Raw genomic sequence first — 19,036 nt, forward strand, 5'->3', positions numbered from 1 at the left:
CAGCACTGGAAAGTATTGCGGAGAGAGTAGATGAGCGCACTTTACATGATTGTCGGCACCCTGATTGCGTTGGGTGTGCTGGTCACCTTCCACGAGTTCGGCCATTTCTGGGTCGCGCGTCGCTGTGGGGTTAAAGTGCTGCGTTTCTCCGTAGGCTTCGGCATGCCGTTGCTGCGTTGGCACGACAAGCAGGGCACTGAGTTCGTGGTCGCCGCCATCCCGCTGGGCGGCTACGTGAAAATGCTGGATGAGCGCGAAGGCGAAGTGCCGGTCGAGCAGCTCGATCAGTCTTTCAATCGCAAGTCAGTACGCCAGCGTATCGCCATCGTGTCTGCGGGTCCGATCGCCAACTTCCTGCTGGCAATGATTTTCTTCTGGGTGCTCGCCATGCTGGGCAGCGACCAGGTGCGCCCCGTCATCGGCGGTGTCGAACCCGCCAGTATCGCGGCCAAGGCCGGCCTGACGGCGGGTCAGGAAATTGTCGCGATCGATGGCGAGCCGACTTCCGGCTGGGCCGCAGTGAACCTGCAGCTCGTTCGCAGGTTGGGCGAAACCGGGGCGTTGCAGCTGGTTGTAAGAGATCAGGGCTCCACGACCGAAACCCCGCGCGAACTGGTGCTTGATGAGTGGCTCAAGGGCGCCGATGAGCCCGATCCGATTCGTTCGCTTGGCATTCGACCATGGCGCCCGGCGCTCCCGCCTGTATTGGCCGAACTCGATCCGAAAGGCCCGGCGCAGGCTGCCGGCCTGAAGACCGGTGACCGCTTGCTGGCCCTCGATGGCAAGGCCCTCGAGGACTGGCAACAAGTGGTCGATAGGGTTCGCCTGCGCCCTGGCAGCAAAATCGTGTTGCGAGTCGAGCGTGATGGGGCTCAAGTCGACGTTCCGGTGACCCTCGCCGCTCGCGGCGAGAGCAAGGCACCCAGCGGATACCTGGGGGCCGGGGTAAAAGCAGTCGATTGGCCACCAGAGATGATTCGCGAGATCAGTTACGGTCCGGTGGCGGCAATCGGGGAAGGGGCTCGACGTACCTGGACCATGAGCATTCTGACCCTCGATTCGCTTAAGAAAATGTTGTTCGGCGAGCTCTCGGTAAAAAACTTGAGTGGACCGATAACCATTGCTAAAGTGGCGGGCGCTTCTGCCCAGTCGGGTGTCGCTGATTTCCTGAATTTCCTTGCTTATCTGAGTATTAGCTTGGGTGTTCTGAATTTGTTGCCCATTCCAGTACTGGATGGGGGACATTTGTTGTTTTATCTGATCGAGTGGGTGCGTGGTCGCCCCTTGTCGGATCGGGTGCAGGGTTGGGGGATACAGATCGGTATCAGTTTGGTGGTCGGGGTGATGTTGCTTGCTCTGGTCAATGATTTGGGCCGTCTGTAACACTTCGCTGAATTGCGAATCTGCCGCATTTTGCGGCAGTTTGTTTATTGCCAGTTGGAATAAGAAAGGACTTCATGAAACGTCTGCTGCTAACTGCGGTTCTCACCGTATTGATGATCGCCGAAGTTCACGCCGAGTCCTTCACTATCTCTGATATTCGCGTCAATGGCCTCCAGCGGGTCTCCGCGGGTAGTGTCTTTGGTGCCTTGCCGTTGAACGTCGGCGAGCAGGCTGACGATCGTCGCCTGGTGGAATCCACTCGTGCGTTGTTCAAAACCGGTTTCTTTCAAGATATCCAGCTGGGCCGCGATGGCAACGTCCTGGTCATCACTGTAGTCGAGCGCCCGTCGGTCGCCAGTATCGAAATCGAAGGTAACAAGGCGATTTCCACTGAGGACCTGATGAAAGGTCTTAAACAGTCCGGTCTGGCCGAAGGTGAAATCTTCCAGCGTGCCACCCTCGAAGGTGTTCGTAACGAGCTGCAGCGCCAATACGTCGCCCAGGGTCGCTACTCCGCAACCGTCGATACCGAAGTGGTGTCGCAGCCGCGCAACCGCGTCGCGCTGAAGGTCAATATCAACGAAGGCACCGTCGCTGCTATCCAGCATATCAACGTGGTGGGTAACACCGTCTTCCCTGATGATGACCTGATCGACCTGTTTGAACTCAAGACCACCAACTGGTTGTCGTTCTTCAAGAACGATGACAAGTACGCCCGTGAAAAGCTATCCGGTGACCTGGAGCGTCTGCGTTCCTACTACCTGGACCGCGGCTACATCAACATGGACATCGCTTCGACCCAGGTGTCGATCACCCCGGACAAGAAGCACGTCTACATCACCGTCAACGTCAACGAAGGCGAAAAATACACTGTTCGTGACGTCAAGCTGAGCGGCGACCTGAAAGTCCCTGAAGACCAGGTTAAATCCCTGCTGCTGGTGCAGAAAGGCCAAGTGTTCTCGCGCAAGCTGATGACCACGACGTCCGAGCTGATCACTCGCCGCCTGGGTAACGAAGGCTACACATTCGCCAACGTCAACGGTGTGCCTCAGCCGCACGATGACGATCACACGGTGGACATTACCTTCGCCGTTGATCCGGGCAAGCGCGCCTACGTCAACCGCATCAATTTCCGTGGCAACACCAAGTCCGAAGACGAAGTGCTGCGTCGTGAAATGCGCCAGATGGAAGGTGGCTGGGCTTCAACCTACCTGATCGACCAGTCCAAGACCCGTCTTGAACGCCTGGGCTTCTTCAAGGAAGTCAACGTCGAAACCCCTGCTGTACCGGGCGTCGACGATCAGGTGGACGTGAACTATAGCGTGGAAGAGCAGGCCTCCGGTTCCATCACGGCCAGCGTTGGTTTTGCCCAGAGTGCCGGCTTGATCCTCGGTGGTTCGATCACCCAGAACAACTTCCTGGGTACCGGTAACAAGGTCAGCATCGGCCTGACCCGCAGCGAATATCAGAGCCGCTATAACTTCGGTTATGTCGACCCGTACTGGACTGCTGATGGCGTGAGCCTGGGTTACAACGCTTTCTATCGCACCACCGACTACGACCAACTCCAGACGGATATCGCCAGCTATGCGGTAGACAGTCTGGGCGCCGGCGTGAGCGTGGGTTACCCGATCAGCGAGACTTCGCGCCTGACCTTCGGTCTGACCGCGCAGCAGGACACGATCAAGACCGGTGTGTACACCGTTGATGAAATCTTCGACTTCGTGAACAAGGAAGGCGACAAGTACCTGAACTTCAAGGCGTCGGCCGGCTGGTCCGAGTCGACCCTGAACAAGGGCGTGCTGGCTACCCGTGGTCGTTCCCAGAGCCTGACCCTGGAAACCACTACGCCGGGCAGCGACCTGTCGTTCTTCAAACTCGACTACCGCGGCCAGTTGTTCCAGCCGCTGAGCGAGAACTACACCATGCGCCTGCACACCGAGTTGGGTTATGGCGACGGTTACGGTTCGACCGATGGCTTGCCATTCTACGAAAACTACTATGCTGGTGGTTTCAACTCGGTTCGTGGCTTCAAGGACAGCACCCTGGGTCCGCGCAGTACACCGAGTCGTGGCAAGAACCCGGGTACCGCGGAAGACCCGGACCAGGATCCACTGCCGTTCGGTGGTAACGTCCTGATCCAGGGCGGTGTGGAACTGCTGTTCCCACTGCCGTTCGTCAAGGATCAACGCTCCCTGCGGACTTCGGTCTTCTGGGACGTGGGTAACGTGTTCGACTCGCAGTGCAAGGACACTATTAACGCTGATGGCTCGCCGTCCCGTACCAAGTGCAACGACATCAGCCTGAGCAACATGGCCAGTTCCGTCGGCGTCGGTGTGACTTGGGTCACCGCACTGGGTCCGTTGAGCTTCGCCCTGGCAATGCCAGTGAAGAAACCGGATGACGCTGATACTCAAGTGTTCCAATTCTCCCTCGGCCAGACGTTTTAAGCGTCTGACCCAAGATAACGACAATGGATTTTGTAGGAGTGCATCGTGCGTAAGTTGACTCAATTGGTTCTCCTGGCGACCGTACTGGTAGCAGGTCCGGCTTTTGCCGACATGAAAATCGCCGTCCTGAACTATCAGATGGCCCTGCTGGAATCCGACGCGGCCAAGAAATACGCCGTGGATGCGGAGAAGAAGTTCGGCCCTCAGCTGTCCAAGCTCAAGACGCTGGAAAGCAGTGCCAAGGGTATCCAGGACCGCCTGATGGCCGGTGGCGACAAGATGCAGCAAGGCGAGCGTGAACGTCTGGAGCTTGAATTCAAGCAAAAGGCCCGTGATTTCCAGTTCCAGTCCAAGGAACTGAACGAAGCCAAAGCCGTTGCTGACCGTGAAATGCTGAAGCAGCTGAAGCCAAAACTGGACAGCGCTGTGGAAGAAGTCATCAAGAAAGGTGCTTTTGACCTGGTCTTCGAGCGTGGCGCAGTGATCGATGTCAAACCTCAGTACGACATCACTCGCCAGGTTATCGAGCGCATGAATCAGCTGAAGTAATCCATGACAGCGACTATGAAGCTCGGCCAATTGGCCGAGTTCCTCGGCGCCACCCTGCGTGGCGACCCGGAGAAAGAAATTACTGGGCTAGCCACTTTGCAAGAGGCTGGCCCAGCTCAGTTGAGCTTTCTGGCAAATCCTCAGTATCGCAAGTACCTGGCTGATAGCCGGGCTGCTGCGTTGTTGCTTAAAGCCGGTGACGCCGACGGGTTCGCCGGTAACGTACTGGTGGTGCCGGATCCGTACCTGGCCTACGCGCGGATTTCCCATCTGTTCGATCCAAAGCCGAAGGCGCCTGCCGGTATTCATCCGACCGCCGTTATCGCTGCCGACGCAGTGATTGATCCGGCCGCGAGTATTGGTGCATTTGCGGTTATCGAAAGTGCGGCGAGTATTGCCGCCGGCGTGACTGTTGGCGCACATTGCTTCATTGGCGCTCGCTGCGAAATCGGCGAAGGTGGCTGGTTGGCACCGCGGGTGACGCTGTACCACGACGTTCGCATTGGCAAAAGGGTCGTGATCCAGTCGGGCGCAGTGCTGGGCGGCGAAGGCTTCGGTTTTGCCAACGAGAAAGGCGTGTGGCAGAAAATCGCCCAGATCGGCGGTGTGCTGGTAGGTGACGACGTTGAGATCGGGGTCAATACCGCGATCGACCGTGGTGCGCTGGCCGATACGGTGCTTGGCAATGGTGTGAAGCTCGACAATCAGATTCAGATCGCCCACAACGTCCAGGTTGGCGATCACACCGCCATGGCCGCGTGCGTTGGGATTTCCGGCAGCACCAAGATTGGCAAGCATTGCATGCTCGCCGGTGGCGTGGGGCTGGTGGGGCATATCGAAATTTGCGACAACGTTTTCATCACCGGGATGACCATGGTGACCCACTCGATTACCGAAAAGGGTGCCTATTCTTCCGGTACGGCGATGCAGCCGGCAGCCGAGTGGCGCAAAAGCGCGGCACGCATCCGTCAGCTCGATGACATTGCGCGGCGTTTGCGCCAGCTGGAAAAGCGGGCAGGGGAAGTGACCCCTGACGGTAATGCTTCATCAGATGGCTGATACCATTTCCATATCAAGTGTGCACAGCCGCTAGACTGCCTCCTTGATTTGCTAGAGGGGTGCGCTTTTAGTCGCGCGCTCCCAATCTTTACATAGGCTTCCCCCCGAAATGATGGACATCAACGAGATTCGCGAATACCTGCCTCACCGTTACCCGTTCCTGCTGGTGGACCGGGTCGTGGATCTGGATGTGGAAGGCAAGCGCATTCGCGCCTACAAGAATGTCAGCATCAACGAACCGTTTTTTAATGGTCACTTCCCTGCGCATCCAATCATGCCAGGCGTCCTGATCATTGAAGCAATGGCTCAGGCTGCCGGGATCCTTGGTTTCAAAATGCTCGACGTGAAACCGGCCGACGGGACCCTCTATTACTTCGTCGGTTCGGACAAACTGCGTTTCCGCCAGCCAGTGCTGCCGGGCGACCAGTTGATCCTCGAAGCCAAGTTCCTGAGCTGCAAGCGTCAGATCTGGAAGTTCGAGTGCCAGGCTTCGGTCGATGGCAAGCCAGTGTGCTCCGCTGAAATCATCTGCGCGGAACGCAAACTATGAGTTTGATTGACCCTCGCGCAATCATCGATCCGACGGCCGTACTGGCCGACGACGTCGAGGTCGGCCCTTGGTCGATCGTCGGCGCTGGTGTGGAAATCGGCGAGGGGACAGTGATCGGGCCGCATGTGATTCTCAAGGGCCCGACCCGCATTGGTAAACACAATCGCATCTACCAGTTTTCCTCGGTAGGCGAGGACACGCCGGACCTGAAATACAAGGGCGAAGAAACCCGCCTGGTGATCGGCGACCATAACGTCATCCGCGAAGGCGTGACGATTCACCGTGGTACTGTTCAGGACCGGTCGGAAACGACCCTGGGTGATCACAACCTGATCATGGCCTATGCCCACATCGGTCACGACAGTGTTATCGGCAACCACTGCATCCTGGTCAATAACACCGCGTTGGCCGGGCATGTGCATGTCGAGGACTGGGCGATCCTGTCCGGTTTCACCCTCGTGCACCAGTATTGCCACATCGGCGCCCACAGCTTCTCCGGCATGGGCACCGCCATTGGCAAGGACGTGCCTGCGTACGTCACCGTGTTTGGCAACCCGGCCGAAGCCCGCAGCATGAACTTCGAGGGCATGCGCCGCCGCGGTTTCAGTGAAGAGGCCATTCATGCCCTGCGTCGTGCCTACAAGGTCGTTTACCGCCAGGGCCTGACGGTTGATCAGGCCCTGACTGAGCTGGGCGAAGCCTCGGCGCAATTCCCGGAAGTCGCGGTGTTCCGTGATTCGATCCAGTCTTCGACTCGCGGCATAACCCGTTAATCATGGCTAATTTGCGTATTGCGCTGGTAGCGGGTGAGGCTTCCGGTGACATTCTTGGCGCGGGTCTGATGCGCGCGCTCAAGGCTCACCACCCGGCGGTAGAGTTCATTGGCGTCGGCGGGCCGTTGATGGAGGCCGAAGGCCTGGTCTCGTATTTCCCCATGGAACGCCTGTCGGTCATGGGCCTGGTGGAGGTGCTGGGTCGTCTGCGTGAGCTGCTGGCCCGGCGCAAGAAGCTGGTCGCTGAGCTCATCGCCGAAAAGCCGGACGTGTTCATCGGCATCGACGCCCCGGACTTCAACCTAAATATCGAACTGAAGCTGCGTCAAGCCGGGATCAAGACTGTGCACTACGTCAGCCCTTCGGTCTGGGCCTGGCGTCAGAAGCGCGTGCTGAAGATTCGCGAAGGCTGTGACCTGATGCTCACACTTTTCCCGTTCGAAGCCAGATTCTATGAAGAGAAGGGCGTGCCGGTGCGTTTTGTCGGTCATTCCCTGGCTGACGCGATCCCGCTTGAAGCCGACCGTACCGCCGCGCGGGCCGAGCTCGGCCTGCCGGACGGGCCTCTGGTCGCTCTGATGCCCGGCAGTCGTGGCGGTGAAGTCGGGCGTCTTGGGGAGCTGTTCCTCGATACCGCCAAGCGGCTGCGAGCCATGCGCCCGGGCGTGCGGTTTGTCATGCCGTGTGCGAGCCCGCAGCGTCGGGCGCAGCTTGAAGCGATGCTGGCAGGTCGTGATTTGCCCCTGACCCTGCTCGATGGCAAATCCCATCTCGCGCTGGCCGCCTGCAACGCGGTGTTGATCGCGTCCGGAACGGCTACGCTGGAAGCATTGTTGTACAAGCGGCCAATGGTGGTGGCCTATCGCTTGGCGCCGCTGACGTTCTGGATTCTCAGGCGCATGGTGAAAAGCCCCTATGTGTCCTTGCCCAACCTGCTGGCCCAGCGCCTGTTGGTGCCGGAATTGCTTCAGGATGATGCAACGGTCGAAGCCCTGGCCCAGACCTTGTCCCCCTTGATCGAGGGGGGGGAAGAGCAGACCCGCGGCTTCGACGAAATTCACCGGACATTGCGTCTGGACGCCTCCAACCAGGCGGCAGATGCCGTGCTGAAACTGATTGGCCAAGTACAATGAGCAAGACAAGCATGCAGATGGGACTGGATTTCACCTTGGTCGCAGAAGTGGAAGAACTGGTTGCCGGAGTTGATGAAGTCGGTCGCGGTCCGCTCTGCGGTGCCGTGGTGACTGCAGCGGTAATCCTTGATCCGAATCGTCCGATCCTTGGCCTTAACGACTCGAAGAAGCTCACCGAGGCTCGCCGGGAAAAGCTCTACGATGAAATCTGCGAAAAGGCCTTAAGCTGGTGTGTCGCGCGTGCTGAAGTCGAGGAAATCGACGAACTGAACATTCTTCACGCCACCATGCTGGCAATGCAGCGCGCCATTGAAGGCCTGCACATCCAGCCCAAGCTGGCGATGATCGACGGCAATCGCTGTCCGAAGCTGTCCATGCGCGCCGAAGCGGTGGTGCAGGGCGACGGCAAGGTGCCTGCGATTGCAGCTGCGTCGATTCTGGCCAAGGTCAGCCGCGACCGTGAAATGGCTGCTTTCGAATTGATCTACCCGGGTTACGGCATTGGCGGCCACAAAGGCTACCCAACCCCCGTTCATCTGGAAGCCCTGGCACGCCTGGGGCCGACGCCGATTCACCGGCGCTCGTTCGCCCCGGTGCGCCTGGCGTACGAGGCTCGGGAGAGCCTGATCGAGAGTTAGTCGCAAGGCTGATGTTTTCGCCAAGGCCCGGTACAATCCGGGCCTTGTTGTTTTCGAGCTCACAGACAGGATCACCATGCCGGCTTCATTCGTTCATCTACGCCTGCACACTGAATACTCCCTGGTCGACGGTCTGGTGCGGATCAAGCCGCTGGTCAAGACCCTGGTCGGCATGAACATGCCCGCCGTGGCGGTCACCGACCAGAACAACATGTGTTCCCTGGTTAAATTCTACAAAGCCTCGATGGGCGCAGGCATCAAGCCGATCTGCGGCGCCGACCTTTGGCTGTCGAACAAGGATCCCGACAATGCCTTGAGCCGGATCAGCCTGCTGGCGATGAACGCCGTGGGTTACCGCAACCTGACTGAACTGATCTCCAGGGGCTTCATCGACGGCCAGCGCAATGGTTCGATCATCATCGAGCGCGAGTGGGTGGCCGAGGCCAGCGAAGGCTTGATCATGTTGTCGGCGGCCAAGGAAGGCGAAATTGGCCTGGCCATGCTCAGTGGCAATCCGGCGGAAGCCGAAACCCTGGCGCGCGAATGGATGGCGGTGTTCCCCGACCGCTTCTATTTGGAAATCCAGCGCACCAGCCGTCCCAATGATGAAGAGCAATTGCACGGTGCCGTGGCCCTGGCCGAGAAAATCGGTGCACCGCTGGTGGCGACCAACGATGTGCGTTTCATCAAGCAGGAGGATTTTGCCGCCCACGAAACCCGCGTCTGCATCGGTGAGGGCCGGGCCCTCGACGATCCCCGACGCTCGAAGAATTACAGCGACCAGCAGTACCTCAAAAGCGCCGAGGAAATGGCCGAGCTGTTCAGCGATATTCCCGAAGCGCTGGAAAACACTGTTGAGATCGCCCGGCGCTGCAACATCGAAGTGAAACTGGGCAAGCACTTCCTGCCCAACTTCCCGATTCCCGATGGCATGACCATCGACGAGTATTTCCGAAAGGTGTCCTTTGACGGCCTGGAAGACCGCCTCACCGTCCTGCTGCCCAGGGACACCACCGAGGACTACGAGGCCAAGCGCCAGGTGTACGTCGACCGGCTGAATTTCGAGCTGGATATCATCATCCAGATGGGCTTCCCCGGTTACTTCCTGATCGTTATGGACTTCATCCAGTGGGCCAAGAGCAATGGTGTACCGGTAGGTCCCGGCCGGGGCTCGGGTGCCGGTTCGCTGGTGGCTTATGTGCAGAAGATCACCGACCTTGATCCGCTGGAATACGACCTGCTGTTCGAACGTTTCCTCAACCCGGAACGGGTATCCATGCCCGACTTCGACGTCGACTTCTGCATGGACGGTCGTGACCGGGTTATCGAGTACGTGGCCGAGAAATACGGGCGTAATGCGGTAAGCCAGATCATCACCTTCGGTTCCATGGCCGCCAAGGCTGTGGTTCGGGACGTGGCGCGGGTGCAAGGCAAGTCCTACGGCCTGGCGGATCGTTTGTCGAAGATGATCCCGTTTGAAGTCGGCATGACCCTGGAAAAGGCCTACGAGCAGGAAGAAATCCTGCGCGACTTCATCAAGGTCGATGAAGAAGCGGCAGAAATCTGGGAGATGGCGCGCAAGCTCGAAGGCGTGGTGCGTAACGTCGGCAAGCACGCCGGTGGTGTGGTTATCGCCCCGACCAAGCTTACGGACTTCTCGCCGATCTACTGCGACGAAGCCGGCGATGGCCTGGTAACCCAGTTCGACAAGGACGACGTCGAGGCAGCTGGCCTGGTGAAGTTCGACTTCCTGGGGCTACGGACTCTGACGGTCATCGACTGGGCGCTGAAAACCATCAACCGCGACCGTGCCAAAGTCGATGAGCCGCCGCTGGATATCGCCTTCATTCCGCTGGACGACAAGCCGACCTACCAGTTGCTGCAAAAAGCCGAGACCACCGCGGTGTTCCAGCTCGAGTCGCGCGGCATGAAGGAGCTGATCAAGAAGCTCAAGCCCGACTGCCTGGAAGACTTGATCGCACTGGTGGCTCTGTTCCGTCCCGGCCCGCTGCAGTCAGGCATGGTTGACGACTTTATCAACCGTAAGCACGGTCGCGCCGAACTGGCGTACCCGCACTCGGACTATCAGTACGAAGGCCTCAAGCCAGTACTGGCACCGACCTACGGCATCATCCTGTATCAGGAACAGGTGATGCAGATCGCCCAGGTCATGGCCGGTTACACCCTCGGCGGTGCGGACATGCTGCGCCGGGCGATGGGTAAGAAAAAACCTGAAGAAATGGCCAAGCAGCGCGGCGGCTTCATTGAAGGTTGCGCGACCAACAATATCGACGCCGACCTGGCCGGTAACATTTTCGACCTGGTGGAGAAATTCGCCGGTTACGGCTTCAACAAATCCCACTCTGCAGCCTACGGCCTGGTGTCGTACCAGACCGCGTGGCTGAAAACGCACTACCCGGCACCGTTCATGGCCGCGGTACTGTCGGCGGATATGCATAACACCGACAAGGTCGTGACCTTGATCGAAGAAATTCGCACCATGAAGCTGCGTCTCGACGCGCCGGATGTGAATACTTCTGAGTTCAAGTTCACGGTGAACGACGAAGGCCGGATCATCTACGGCCTTGGCGCGATCAAGGGTGTGGGTGAAGGGCCGGTGGAAGCAATTACTGAGGCGCGACAGGACGGGCCGTTCAAGGATCTGTTCGATTTCTGCGCCCGGGTCGACCTCAAGCGCATCAACAAACGTACCCTGGACGGTTTGATCCGCAGCGGTGCGCTGGATCGCCTGGGGCCGTATTTCCACGACGAACCAAAAGCCTACCAAGCGAACATCGACCAGAATCGCGCGGTGTTGCTCAATGCAATGGAAGGGGCGATCAAGGCGGCGGAACAAACCGCGCGGACCCACGACAGTGGCCACGCCGACCTGTTTGGCGGCTTGTTCGTCGAAGCGGATGCGGATGTCTACGCCAACCACCGCAAGGCCAAGGAACTGACCCTCAAGGAACGCCTCAAAGGCGAGAAAGATACCTTGGGCCTGTACCTGACCGGCCACCCGATCGACGAGTACGAAGGCGAGATCCGTCGGTTTGCCCGACAGCGCATCATCGACCTGAAACCGGCGCGCGATACCCAGACCGTGGCCGGCATGATCATCGCGCTACGGGTGATGAAGAATAAAAAGGGCGACAAGATGGGCTTCATTACCCTGGACGACCGGTCCGGGCGGATTGAAGCTTCGTTGTTTGCCGAAGCGTTCCATTCCGCGCAGTCGTTGTTGCAGACCGACGCGATGGTGGTGGTCGAAGGTGAGGTCAGCAACGATGACTTCTCCGGCGGCCTGCGCCTGCGGGTCAAGCGGGTGATGAGCATGGAAGATGCGCGCACCAACCTGGCCGAAAGCCTGCGCCTGAAGCTGCAGACCAAGGACTTGAAGGGCGATCAGCTACGCTGGCTGGGTGAATTGTTCAAGCGTCATCGCGGCGCGTGTCCAATCACCATGGAGTACACGAGCCCCGATGCCAAGGCCTTGCTGCAGTTTGGCGAGACCTGGCGAATCGACCCGGCGGATGCGTTGATTCAAGCCTTGCGTGACCAGTTCGGGCGAGACAACGTCTTCCTCCAATACCGTTGACGGTCAGGAGCCATTATTGCCATCAAGTACATGGCCCTGATCTCGACCAAACTTTTTAATCTCGACCTGAACGCGCCTCTACCTTAAGGTAGGCGCGAATAGACAACCGGCCGACCCAAGCTCACTTGGATGTCGACCCAAGACGGACGCCTATGAACCCGAATTTTCTAGATTTCGAACAGCCGATCGCCGACCTGCAAGCCAAGATCGAAGAGTTGCGCTTGGTCGGTAATGACAATTCGCTGAATATCGGCGATGAGATCTCCCGCCTTCAGGAAAAGAGCAGCACCCTGACCGAGGATATCTTCGGCAAGCTGACCAGCTGGCAGATCGCACGTCTGGCGCGTCACCCGAAACGTCCGTACACCCTCGATTACATCGAGCACATCTTCACCGAGTTCGACGAACTGCACGGCGACCGTCACTTTTCCGACGACGCGGCCATCGTGGGCGGCATTGCCCGTCTGGATGACCAGCCGGTGATGATCATCGGTCACCAGAAAGGCCGTGAAGTGCGCGAGAAGGTTCGGCGCAACTTCGGTATGCCGCGCCCTGAGGGCTACCGCAAGGCGTGCCGCCTGATGGAAATGGCCGAACGTTTCAAGATGCCGATCCTGACGTTCATCGATACACCGGGCGCATACCCAGGTATCGATGCTGAAGAGCGCAACCAGAGCGAGGCGATTGCTTGGAACCTGCGCGTCATGGCGCGTCTGAAAACCCCGATCATCGCCACCGTTATTGGTGAAGGTGGTTCCGGCGGTGCACTGGCGATCGGTGTGTGCGATCAGCTGAACATGCTGCAGTACTCGACTTATGCAGTGATTTCGCCAGAAGGTTGCGCGTCGATCCTGTGGAAAACCGCCGAAAAGGCACCGGATGCTGCTGAAGCCATGGGCATCACTGCCGAGCGTCTCAAGGGCCTGGGTATCGTCGACAAAGTGATCGGCGAGCCTTTAGGCGGCGCTCACCGTGATCCAGCCGCGGCGGCCGCGTCCATCCGTGCCGAGCTGAGTTCGCAACTGGCAATGCTGAAGAAGTTCGATAACGAAGCGCTGCTGGCCCGTCGTTACGAGCGCCTGATGAGCTACGGTCTCTAACGACCACGCAGTGTCCCATGTGGGGGCGGGCTTGCTCGCGAAGGTGGTGTGTCAGTCAACGATGATGTTGATTTGGCGGCCTCTTCGCGAGCAAGCCCGCTCCCACAGTTGATTTGTGTGGTTTGAACGATATGAGTCAGCCCGTGACTGATCTGCCTTCAAGGTTGCTCCTGAGCCTTACGCCCTGGCGCAATGCCGCTCGCTGGCACATCGCCTTCTCCGGGGGGCTCGACTCCACCGTCCTGCTGCACCTGCTCGCCCATCTCGCAAAAAACCATTCCCTGCCGGCCCTCAATGCTCTCCACATCCATCACGGCCTGCAGGTCGCGGCTGATGCGTGGCCGGAACATTGCCAGTCGGTCTGCGACGAGCTGGGTGTGCCGCTGCAGGTGATTCGCGTGCAGGTTCAGCCCGGCGCCAGCCTTGAGCGTGCCGCCCGGGAGGCTCGCTACAACGCATTTACTGCGGTCATCCAGGCCAACGAATTACTGCTCAGCGCCCAGCACCGCGACGACCAGGCCGAAACCCTGTTGTTTCGTCTGATGCGCGGGGCAGGGGTGCGCGGCCTGTCGGGCATGCCTCGACAGCGGACGCTGGGACGCGGCCATCTTTTTCGCCCGCTGCTCGACGTCACCCGCGCCGAGCTTGAGGCCTACGCGGCCGAGCATCAGTTGTGCTGGATCGATGACCCTTCGAACCAGGATCGTCAGTTCTCGCGAAATTATCTGCGCCATCAAGTGTTGCCAGTGATGATCGAGCGCTGGCCGCAAGCAGTGACCACCATGGCCCGCAGCGCCGCACACCTGGGCGAAGCAGAGGGGTTGCTCGATGAGTTGGCGCAAATTGATTTGGCCAGCGCCCGCACGGTTAGTGATTTTGACTGGCTGGGCGTGCCCTCCTTGGAGCTTGCAGCACTTGCAGAACTTTCCGCTGCGCGCCAGCGCAATGCACTGAGTCACTGGCTTGCCGCGCTTACCCGCCTGCCGGACACCGACCATTGGTCGGGCTGGGAAGACCTGCGCGATGCCGCCCCTGATGCCCGGCCGGTCTGGCGTCTGGCGCAAGGCCAATTGCATCGCGCGGGCGGGCGGATCTGGTGGTTGGCCGGCAGATGGTTACGTCCGGCAAACGATGCCGTTGCCTGGCACGATCCCTCACAACCGCTGGTGCTCCCGGACAACGGCATGCTCAGTTGCAGGGGCCAGATTCCCGATGGGCCGTTGCAAATCCGCTATCGTCAGGGGGGCGAGGTCATGGCTGTGGGCGATCGCGGTCATCGCGATCTGAAGCGCCTGCTCAACGAACGGCGTGTTCCAGGCTTCGTCCGTGGCAGATTGCCGCTGCTCTACCGAGGCGCGCAACTGCTTGGGGTGGCCAACCTGCGGGACTTGAGTGGCAGCGAGCAGGACGGCTGGCATTTGCATTGGGCTCCACTGAGCGAAGATCAAGGTTTGAGCTGAAAGGGGCTTTCCGGTAGACTACGCTCCCTTCTTGATACAACTTCTGTGGATTCGCCTGAATCGCAGGAGTTGCCGATTACCAAGCAGTCTTTGCTGGGCGATTCCAAAAAATGTGTAGCGAGCAACCTACTGGTGTTTCATCTACCGGTCTGTCCCAACGCGGCGGTTTTTTTGAAAGGTGCACTGTGATTAATGCAGGTGATCGGGGGCTTCGGCCTTCCTTCGCTTTCCCCGGCGGCTCGTACCGCTTTAACGCAGACTTCTAGGGTTTTTCATGACGCGCTACATATTCGTCACGGGCGGTGTTGTTTCTTCATTGGGGAAAGGCATTGCATCGGCTTCATTGGCGGCGATCCTGGAGGCGCGGGGACTTAAGGTCACCATGCTGAAGCTGGACCCGTACATCAACGTCGACCCGGGCACCATGAGCCCGTTCCAGCACGGTGAAGTGTTCGTCACTCACGACGGCGCCGAGACCGACCTGGACCTGGGCCATTACGAGCGGTTCATCCGCACGACCATGACCCAGAACAACAACTTCACCACCGGTCGTGTTTACGAGCACGTCCTGCGCAAAGAGCGCCGTGGTGACTACCTGGGTGCAACCATCCAGGTGATCCCGCACATCACCGACGAAATCAAGCGCCGGATCATCAAGGGCGCCGGCGATGCCGACGTGGCCATGGTCGAGATCGGTGGCACCGTGGGTGACATCGAATCGCAACCGTTCCTCGAGGCCATCCGTCAATTGCGTTTCGAAGTCGGCGCCAAGCGCGCGATGCTGATGCACCTGACGCTGGTGCCGTACATTGCTACTGCCGGCGAAACCAAGACCAAGCCAACCCAGCATTCGGTCAAGGAGCTGCGTTCCATCGGCCTGCAGCCAGACGTGCTGGTGTGCCGCTCCGATCACCCGATCGACATCTCGTCCCGTCGCAAGATCGCCCAGTTCACCAACGTTGAAGAACGCGCGGTGATTGCACTGGAAGACGCTGACACCATCTACAAGATCCCGGGCATCCTGCACTCCCAGGGCCTGGATGATTTTGTCGTCGAGCGTTTTGGCCTGCAATGTGGCGGTGCCGACCTCTCCGAGTGGGAAGCCGTGGTCGATGCCAAGCTCAACCCTGAGCACGAAGTCACCATCGCCATGGTCGGCAAGTACATGGAACTGCTGGACGCCTACAAGTCGCTGATCGAAGCGATGAGTCACGCCGGTATCAGCAACCGCACCAAGGTCAACCTGCGCTACATCGATTCCGAAGACATCGAGAACCAGGGTACAGCGCTGCTGGAAGGCGTCGACGCGATCCTGGTACCTGGCGGCTTCGGTCTACGTGGCGTAGAAGGCAAGATCACTGCCGTGCAGTACGCTCGCGAAAACAAGGTTCCATACCTGGGTATCTGCCTGGGCATGCAAGTGGCCGTGATCGAGTTCGCTCGTAACGTGCTGGGCTGGAAAGACGCCAACTCCACCGAGTTCGATCGTGCCAGCGGCCACCCGGTTGTGGGCCTGATCACCGAGTGGGAAGATGCCACCGGTGCAGTCGAAACCCGTACCGAAACCTCCGACCTGGGCGGCACCATGCGTCTTGGTGCGCAGGATTGCCTGCTTGAGCCGGGTTCCCTGGTGCACGATTGCTACGCCAAGGACGTGATCGTTGAGCGTCACCGTCATCGCTATGAAGTGAACAACAACCTGCTGCCGCAAATCATGGCAGGCGGTCTGAAAATCTCTGGTCGTTCCGGTGATGGCGCGCTGGTTGAAGTGGTCGAGGCTCCGGATCATCCATGGTTCGTCGCTTGCCAGTTCCACCCTGAGTTCACCTCGACCCCGCGCGACGGCCACCCGCTGTTCACCGGTTTCGTCAAAGCAGCGCTGACTCAACACCAGAAGAAGGCATAAATCCGATGGCGCAGAAGATCATCCGTGTAGGCGATATCGAGATTGCCAACGACAAGCCAATGGTGCTTTTCGGTGGCATGAACGTGCTGGAAAGCCGCGACATGGCGATGCAGGTCTGCGAAGAGTACGTAAAAGTGACCGAGAAACTCGGTATCCCTTACGTGTTCAAGGCCAGCTTCGACAAGGCTAACCGTTCCTCCGTGACCTCTTACCGTGGCCCCGGCCTGGAAGAGGGCATGCGGATTTTCCAGGACATCAAACAAGCCTTCGGCGTGCCGATCATCACCGACGTCCACGAGCCTGAACAGGCCGCGGTCGTCGCTGAAGTCTGCGACATCATCCAGTTGCCAGCCTTCCTGTCGCGCCAGACCGACCTCGTGGTCGCGATGGCCAAGACCGGCGCGGTGATCAACATCAAGAAAGCCCAGTTCCTCGCGCCTCAGGAAATGAAACACATCCTGAACAAGTGCGTGGAAGCGGGTAACGATCAGTTGATCCTCTGCGAGCGTGGTTCGAGTTTCGGTTACAACAATTTGGTCGTCGACATGCTTGGCTTCGGCATCATGAAGCAGTTCGAGTACCCTGTGTTCTTCGACGTGACCCACGCGCTGCAAATGCCCGGCGGTCGTGCCGACTCTGCCGGCGGTCGTCGCGCCCAAGTTCTCGATCTGGCAAAAGCCGGGATCAGCCAGTCATTGGCGGGTCTGTTCCTCGAAGCTCATCCGGACCCGGACAACGCCAAGTGCGACGGCCCTTGCGCCTTGCGTCTGGACAAACTGGAGCCATTCCTGGCTCAGCTCAAAGCACTGGACGAACTGGTGAAGAATTTTCCGACAGTAGAAACTGCCTAAACCTTATTTCTACTGTAGGAGCCGAGCTTGCTCGCTATGGCGCCCCTGTGGGCGCCGTGAGCAGGTCGGCTGATGCAATAATGTAATACACAAGTTATAAATCGATCGGTAAAGCGTTTTCGTCAACTTTGGAGTGTTTACAACAATGGCAAAAATCGTCGACATCAAAGGTCGTGAAGTTCTCGACTCCCGTGGCAATCCCACCGTGGAAGCGGACGTGCTTCTCGATAACGGTATCATCGGTAGCGCTTGCGCGCCTTCCGGTGCTTCCACTGGCTCGCGCGAAGCGCTCGAGCTGCGTGATGGCGACAAGAGCCGTTACCTGGGCAAGGGTGTACTCAAAGCCGTCGCCAACATCAACGGTCCTATCCGCGACCTGTTGCTGGGCACAGACCCAGGTGATCAGAAAGCGCTGGATCACGCCATGATCAAGCTCGATGGCACTGAAAATAAAGGCTCCCTGGGCGCCAACGCGATCCTCGCCGTTTCCCTGGCTGCGGCCAAGGCCGCAGCGCAAGACCAGGACCTGCCGCTGTACGCTCACATCGCCAACCTGAACGGCACCCCGGGTGTTTACTCCATGCCGGTTCCGATGATGAACATCATTAACGGCGGCGAGCACGCCGATAACAACGTCGACATCCAGGAATTCATGGTTCAACCGGTTGGCGCGAAGTCTTTCTCGGAAGGCCTGCGCATGGGCACCGAGATTTTCCATCACCTCAAAGCTGTCCTGAAGGCCCGTGGCCTGAGCACTGCAGTGGGTGACGAAGGTGGTTTCGCACCGAACCTGGCTTCCAACGAAGACGCTTTGAAAGTCATCTCCGAAGCTGTGGCTAACGCCGGTTACAAGCTGGGCACCGATGTGACCCTGGCTCTGGATTGCGCAGCCAGCGAGTTCTACGAAGACGGCAAGTACAACCTGTCCGGCGAAGGCCAAGTGTTCACCGCCGAAGGTTTCGCCGACTACCTGAAAGGTCTGACCGAGCGTTACCCGATCATCTCGATCGAAGACGGGCTGGACGAGTCCGACTGGGCGGGCTGGAAAATTCTCACCGACAAGATCGGCGAAAAAATCCAACTGGTAGGTGACGACCTGTTCGTGACCAACACCAAGATCCTGAAAGAAGGCATCGATAAAAAGATCGCCAACTCGATCCTGATCAAGTTCAACCAGATCGGTACCCTGACCGAAACCCTGGAAGCCATCCAGATGGCCAGGGCCGCTGGTTACACCGCAGTGATCTCGCACCGCTCCGGCGAAACCGAAGATTCGACCATTGCCGACCTGGCCGTGGGCACTTCGGCTGGCCAGATCAAGACCGGCTCCCTGTGCCGTTCGGATCGAGTATCCAAGTACAACCAACTGCTGCGTATCGAAGAGCAGTTGAACGGCAAGGCCAAGTACAACGGTCGCAGCGAATTCCGCGGTTGATCGTCTACTGATATAAAGTCAGCGGATTGTGGTGAAAAAATCGCAACGGCGATAGATTTGCCACTAATCTGATGCCTTATCAGCACAAGCCTGGGTCTTCCAGGCTTCGTGCTATCAGCTGCTTCAAATTTTGGCATGGCTGTCTTTTTTC

General features: G+C 58.8%; 14 protein-coding genes. All 14 read left to right on the plus strand.

Annotated elements, in window-relative coordinates:
- The first annotated feature begins 30 nt into the window (after nucleotides 1-30).
- The 14 genes from rseP to eno all read left to right on the plus strand — a co-directional run bounded on the left by rseP (nucleotide 31) and on the right by eno (nucleotide 18,885).
- Nucleotides 31-1,383 carry a sigma E protease regulator RseP gene (rseP, locus tag L9059_RS04585; RefSeq protein ID WP_247288486.1) on the plus strand — a complete coding sequence of 451 codons (1,353 nt, stop codon included), beginning with the start codon at nucleotides 31-33 and terminating at the stop codon, nucleotides 1,381-1,383.
- A 74-nt stretch (nucleotides 1,384-1,457) separates the two neighbouring features.
- Nucleotides 1,458-3,833: an outer membrane protein assembly factor BamA gene (gene bamA / locus L9059_RS04590; protein ID WP_247288495.1), complete on the plus strand. Its 2,376-nt coding sequence runs from the start codon at nucleotides 1,458-1,460 to the stop codon at nucleotides 3,831-3,833.
- A gap of 45 nt (nucleotides 3,834-3,878) precedes the next feature.
- Nucleotides 3,879-4,382, plus strand: coding sequence for an OmpH/Skp family outer membrane protein (locus L9059_RS04595; protein WP_010462812.1), 504 nt, complete (start codon nucleotides 3,879-3,881; stop codon nucleotides 4,380-4,382).
- 3 nt (nucleotides 4,383-4,385) lie between these two features.
- Nucleotides 4,386-5,441: a UDP-3-O-(3-hydroxymyristoyl)glucosamine N-acyltransferase gene (lpxD, locus tag L9059_RS04600; protein ID WP_247288497.1), complete on the plus strand. Its 1,056-nt coding sequence runs from the start codon at nucleotides 4,386-4,388 to the stop codon at nucleotides 5,439-5,441.
- 109 nt (nucleotides 5,442-5,550) lie between these two features.
- Complete coding sequence (gene fabZ, locus L9059_RS04605) at nucleotides 5,551-5,991, plus strand: 3-hydroxyacyl-ACP dehydratase FabZ (protein ID WP_007907157.1); 441 nt, start codon at nucleotides 5,551-5,553, stop codon at nucleotides 5,989-5,991.
- Nucleotides 5,988-6,764, plus strand: a complete 777-nt coding sequence (gene lpxA / locus L9059_RS04610) for an acyl-ACP--UDP-N-acetylglucosamine O-acyltransferase (RefSeq protein WP_247288499.1) — start codon at nucleotides 5,988-5,990, stop codon at nucleotides 6,762-6,764. Before fabZ ends, lpxA begins: the two co-directional genes overlap by 4 nt.
- Nucleotides 6,765-6,766: 2 nt before the next feature.
- Nucleotides 6,767-7,897 (plus strand): lipid-A-disaccharide synthase, encoded by a 1,131-nt coding sequence (gene lpxB, locus L9059_RS04615; protein WP_247288501.1) that lies wholly within the window; start codon nucleotides 6,767-6,769, stop codon nucleotides 7,895-7,897.
- 11 nt (nucleotides 7,898-7,908) lie between these two features.
- Nucleotides 7,909-8,535, plus strand: coding sequence for a ribonuclease HII (gene rnhB / locus L9059_RS04620; protein ID WP_247289445.1), 627 nt, complete (start codon nucleotides 7,909-7,911; stop codon nucleotides 8,533-8,535).
- Nucleotides 8,536-8,611: 76 nt separating this feature from the next.
- Nucleotides 8,612-12,133: a DNA polymerase III subunit alpha gene (gene dnaE / locus L9059_RS04625; protein WP_247288511.1), complete on the plus strand. Its 3,522-nt coding sequence runs from the start codon at nucleotides 8,612-8,614 to the stop codon at nucleotides 12,131-12,133.
- Nucleotides 12,134-12,285: 152 nt separating this feature from the next.
- Nucleotides 12,286-13,233, plus strand: coding sequence for an acetyl-CoA carboxylase carboxyltransferase subunit alpha (locus L9059_RS04630; RefSeq protein ID WP_247288513.1), 948 nt, complete (start codon nucleotides 12,286-12,288; stop codon nucleotides 13,231-13,233).
- Nucleotides 13,234-13,364: 131 nt separating this feature from the next.
- Complete coding sequence (gene tilS / locus L9059_RS04635; protein ID WP_247288515.1) at nucleotides 13,365-14,693, plus strand: tRNA lysidine(34) synthetase TilS; 1,329 nt, start codon at nucleotides 13,365-13,367, stop codon at nucleotides 14,691-14,693.
- Between the two features lie 274 nt (nucleotides 14,694-14,967).
- Nucleotides 14,968-16,599: a CTP synthase gene (gene pyrG / locus L9059_RS04640; RefSeq protein WP_247288526.1), complete on the plus strand. Its 1,632-nt coding sequence runs from the start codon at nucleotides 14,968-14,970 to the stop codon at nucleotides 16,597-16,599.
- A 5-nt stretch (nucleotides 16,600-16,604) separates the two neighbouring features.
- Nucleotides 16,605-17,450: a 3-deoxy-8-phosphooctulonate synthase gene (gene kdsA, locus L9059_RS04645; protein ID WP_247288528.1), complete on the plus strand. Its 846-nt coding sequence runs from the start codon at nucleotides 16,605-16,607 to the stop codon at nucleotides 17,448-17,450.
- Nucleotides 17,451-17,595: 145 nt separating this feature from the next.
- Complete coding sequence (gene eno / locus L9059_RS04650) at nucleotides 17,596-18,885, plus strand: phosphopyruvate hydratase (RefSeq protein ID WP_247288537.1); 1,290 nt, start codon at nucleotides 17,596-17,598, stop codon at nucleotides 18,883-18,885.
- The last annotated feature ends 151 nt before the right edge of the window (nucleotides 18,886-19,036 follow it).

The sequence above is a fragment of the Pseudomonas violetae genome (assembly GCF_023072615.1).
GTDB classification, from domain to species: domain Bacteria; phylum Pseudomonadota; class Gammaproteobacteria; order Pseudomonadales; family Pseudomonadaceae; genus Aquipseudomonas; species Aquipseudomonas violetae.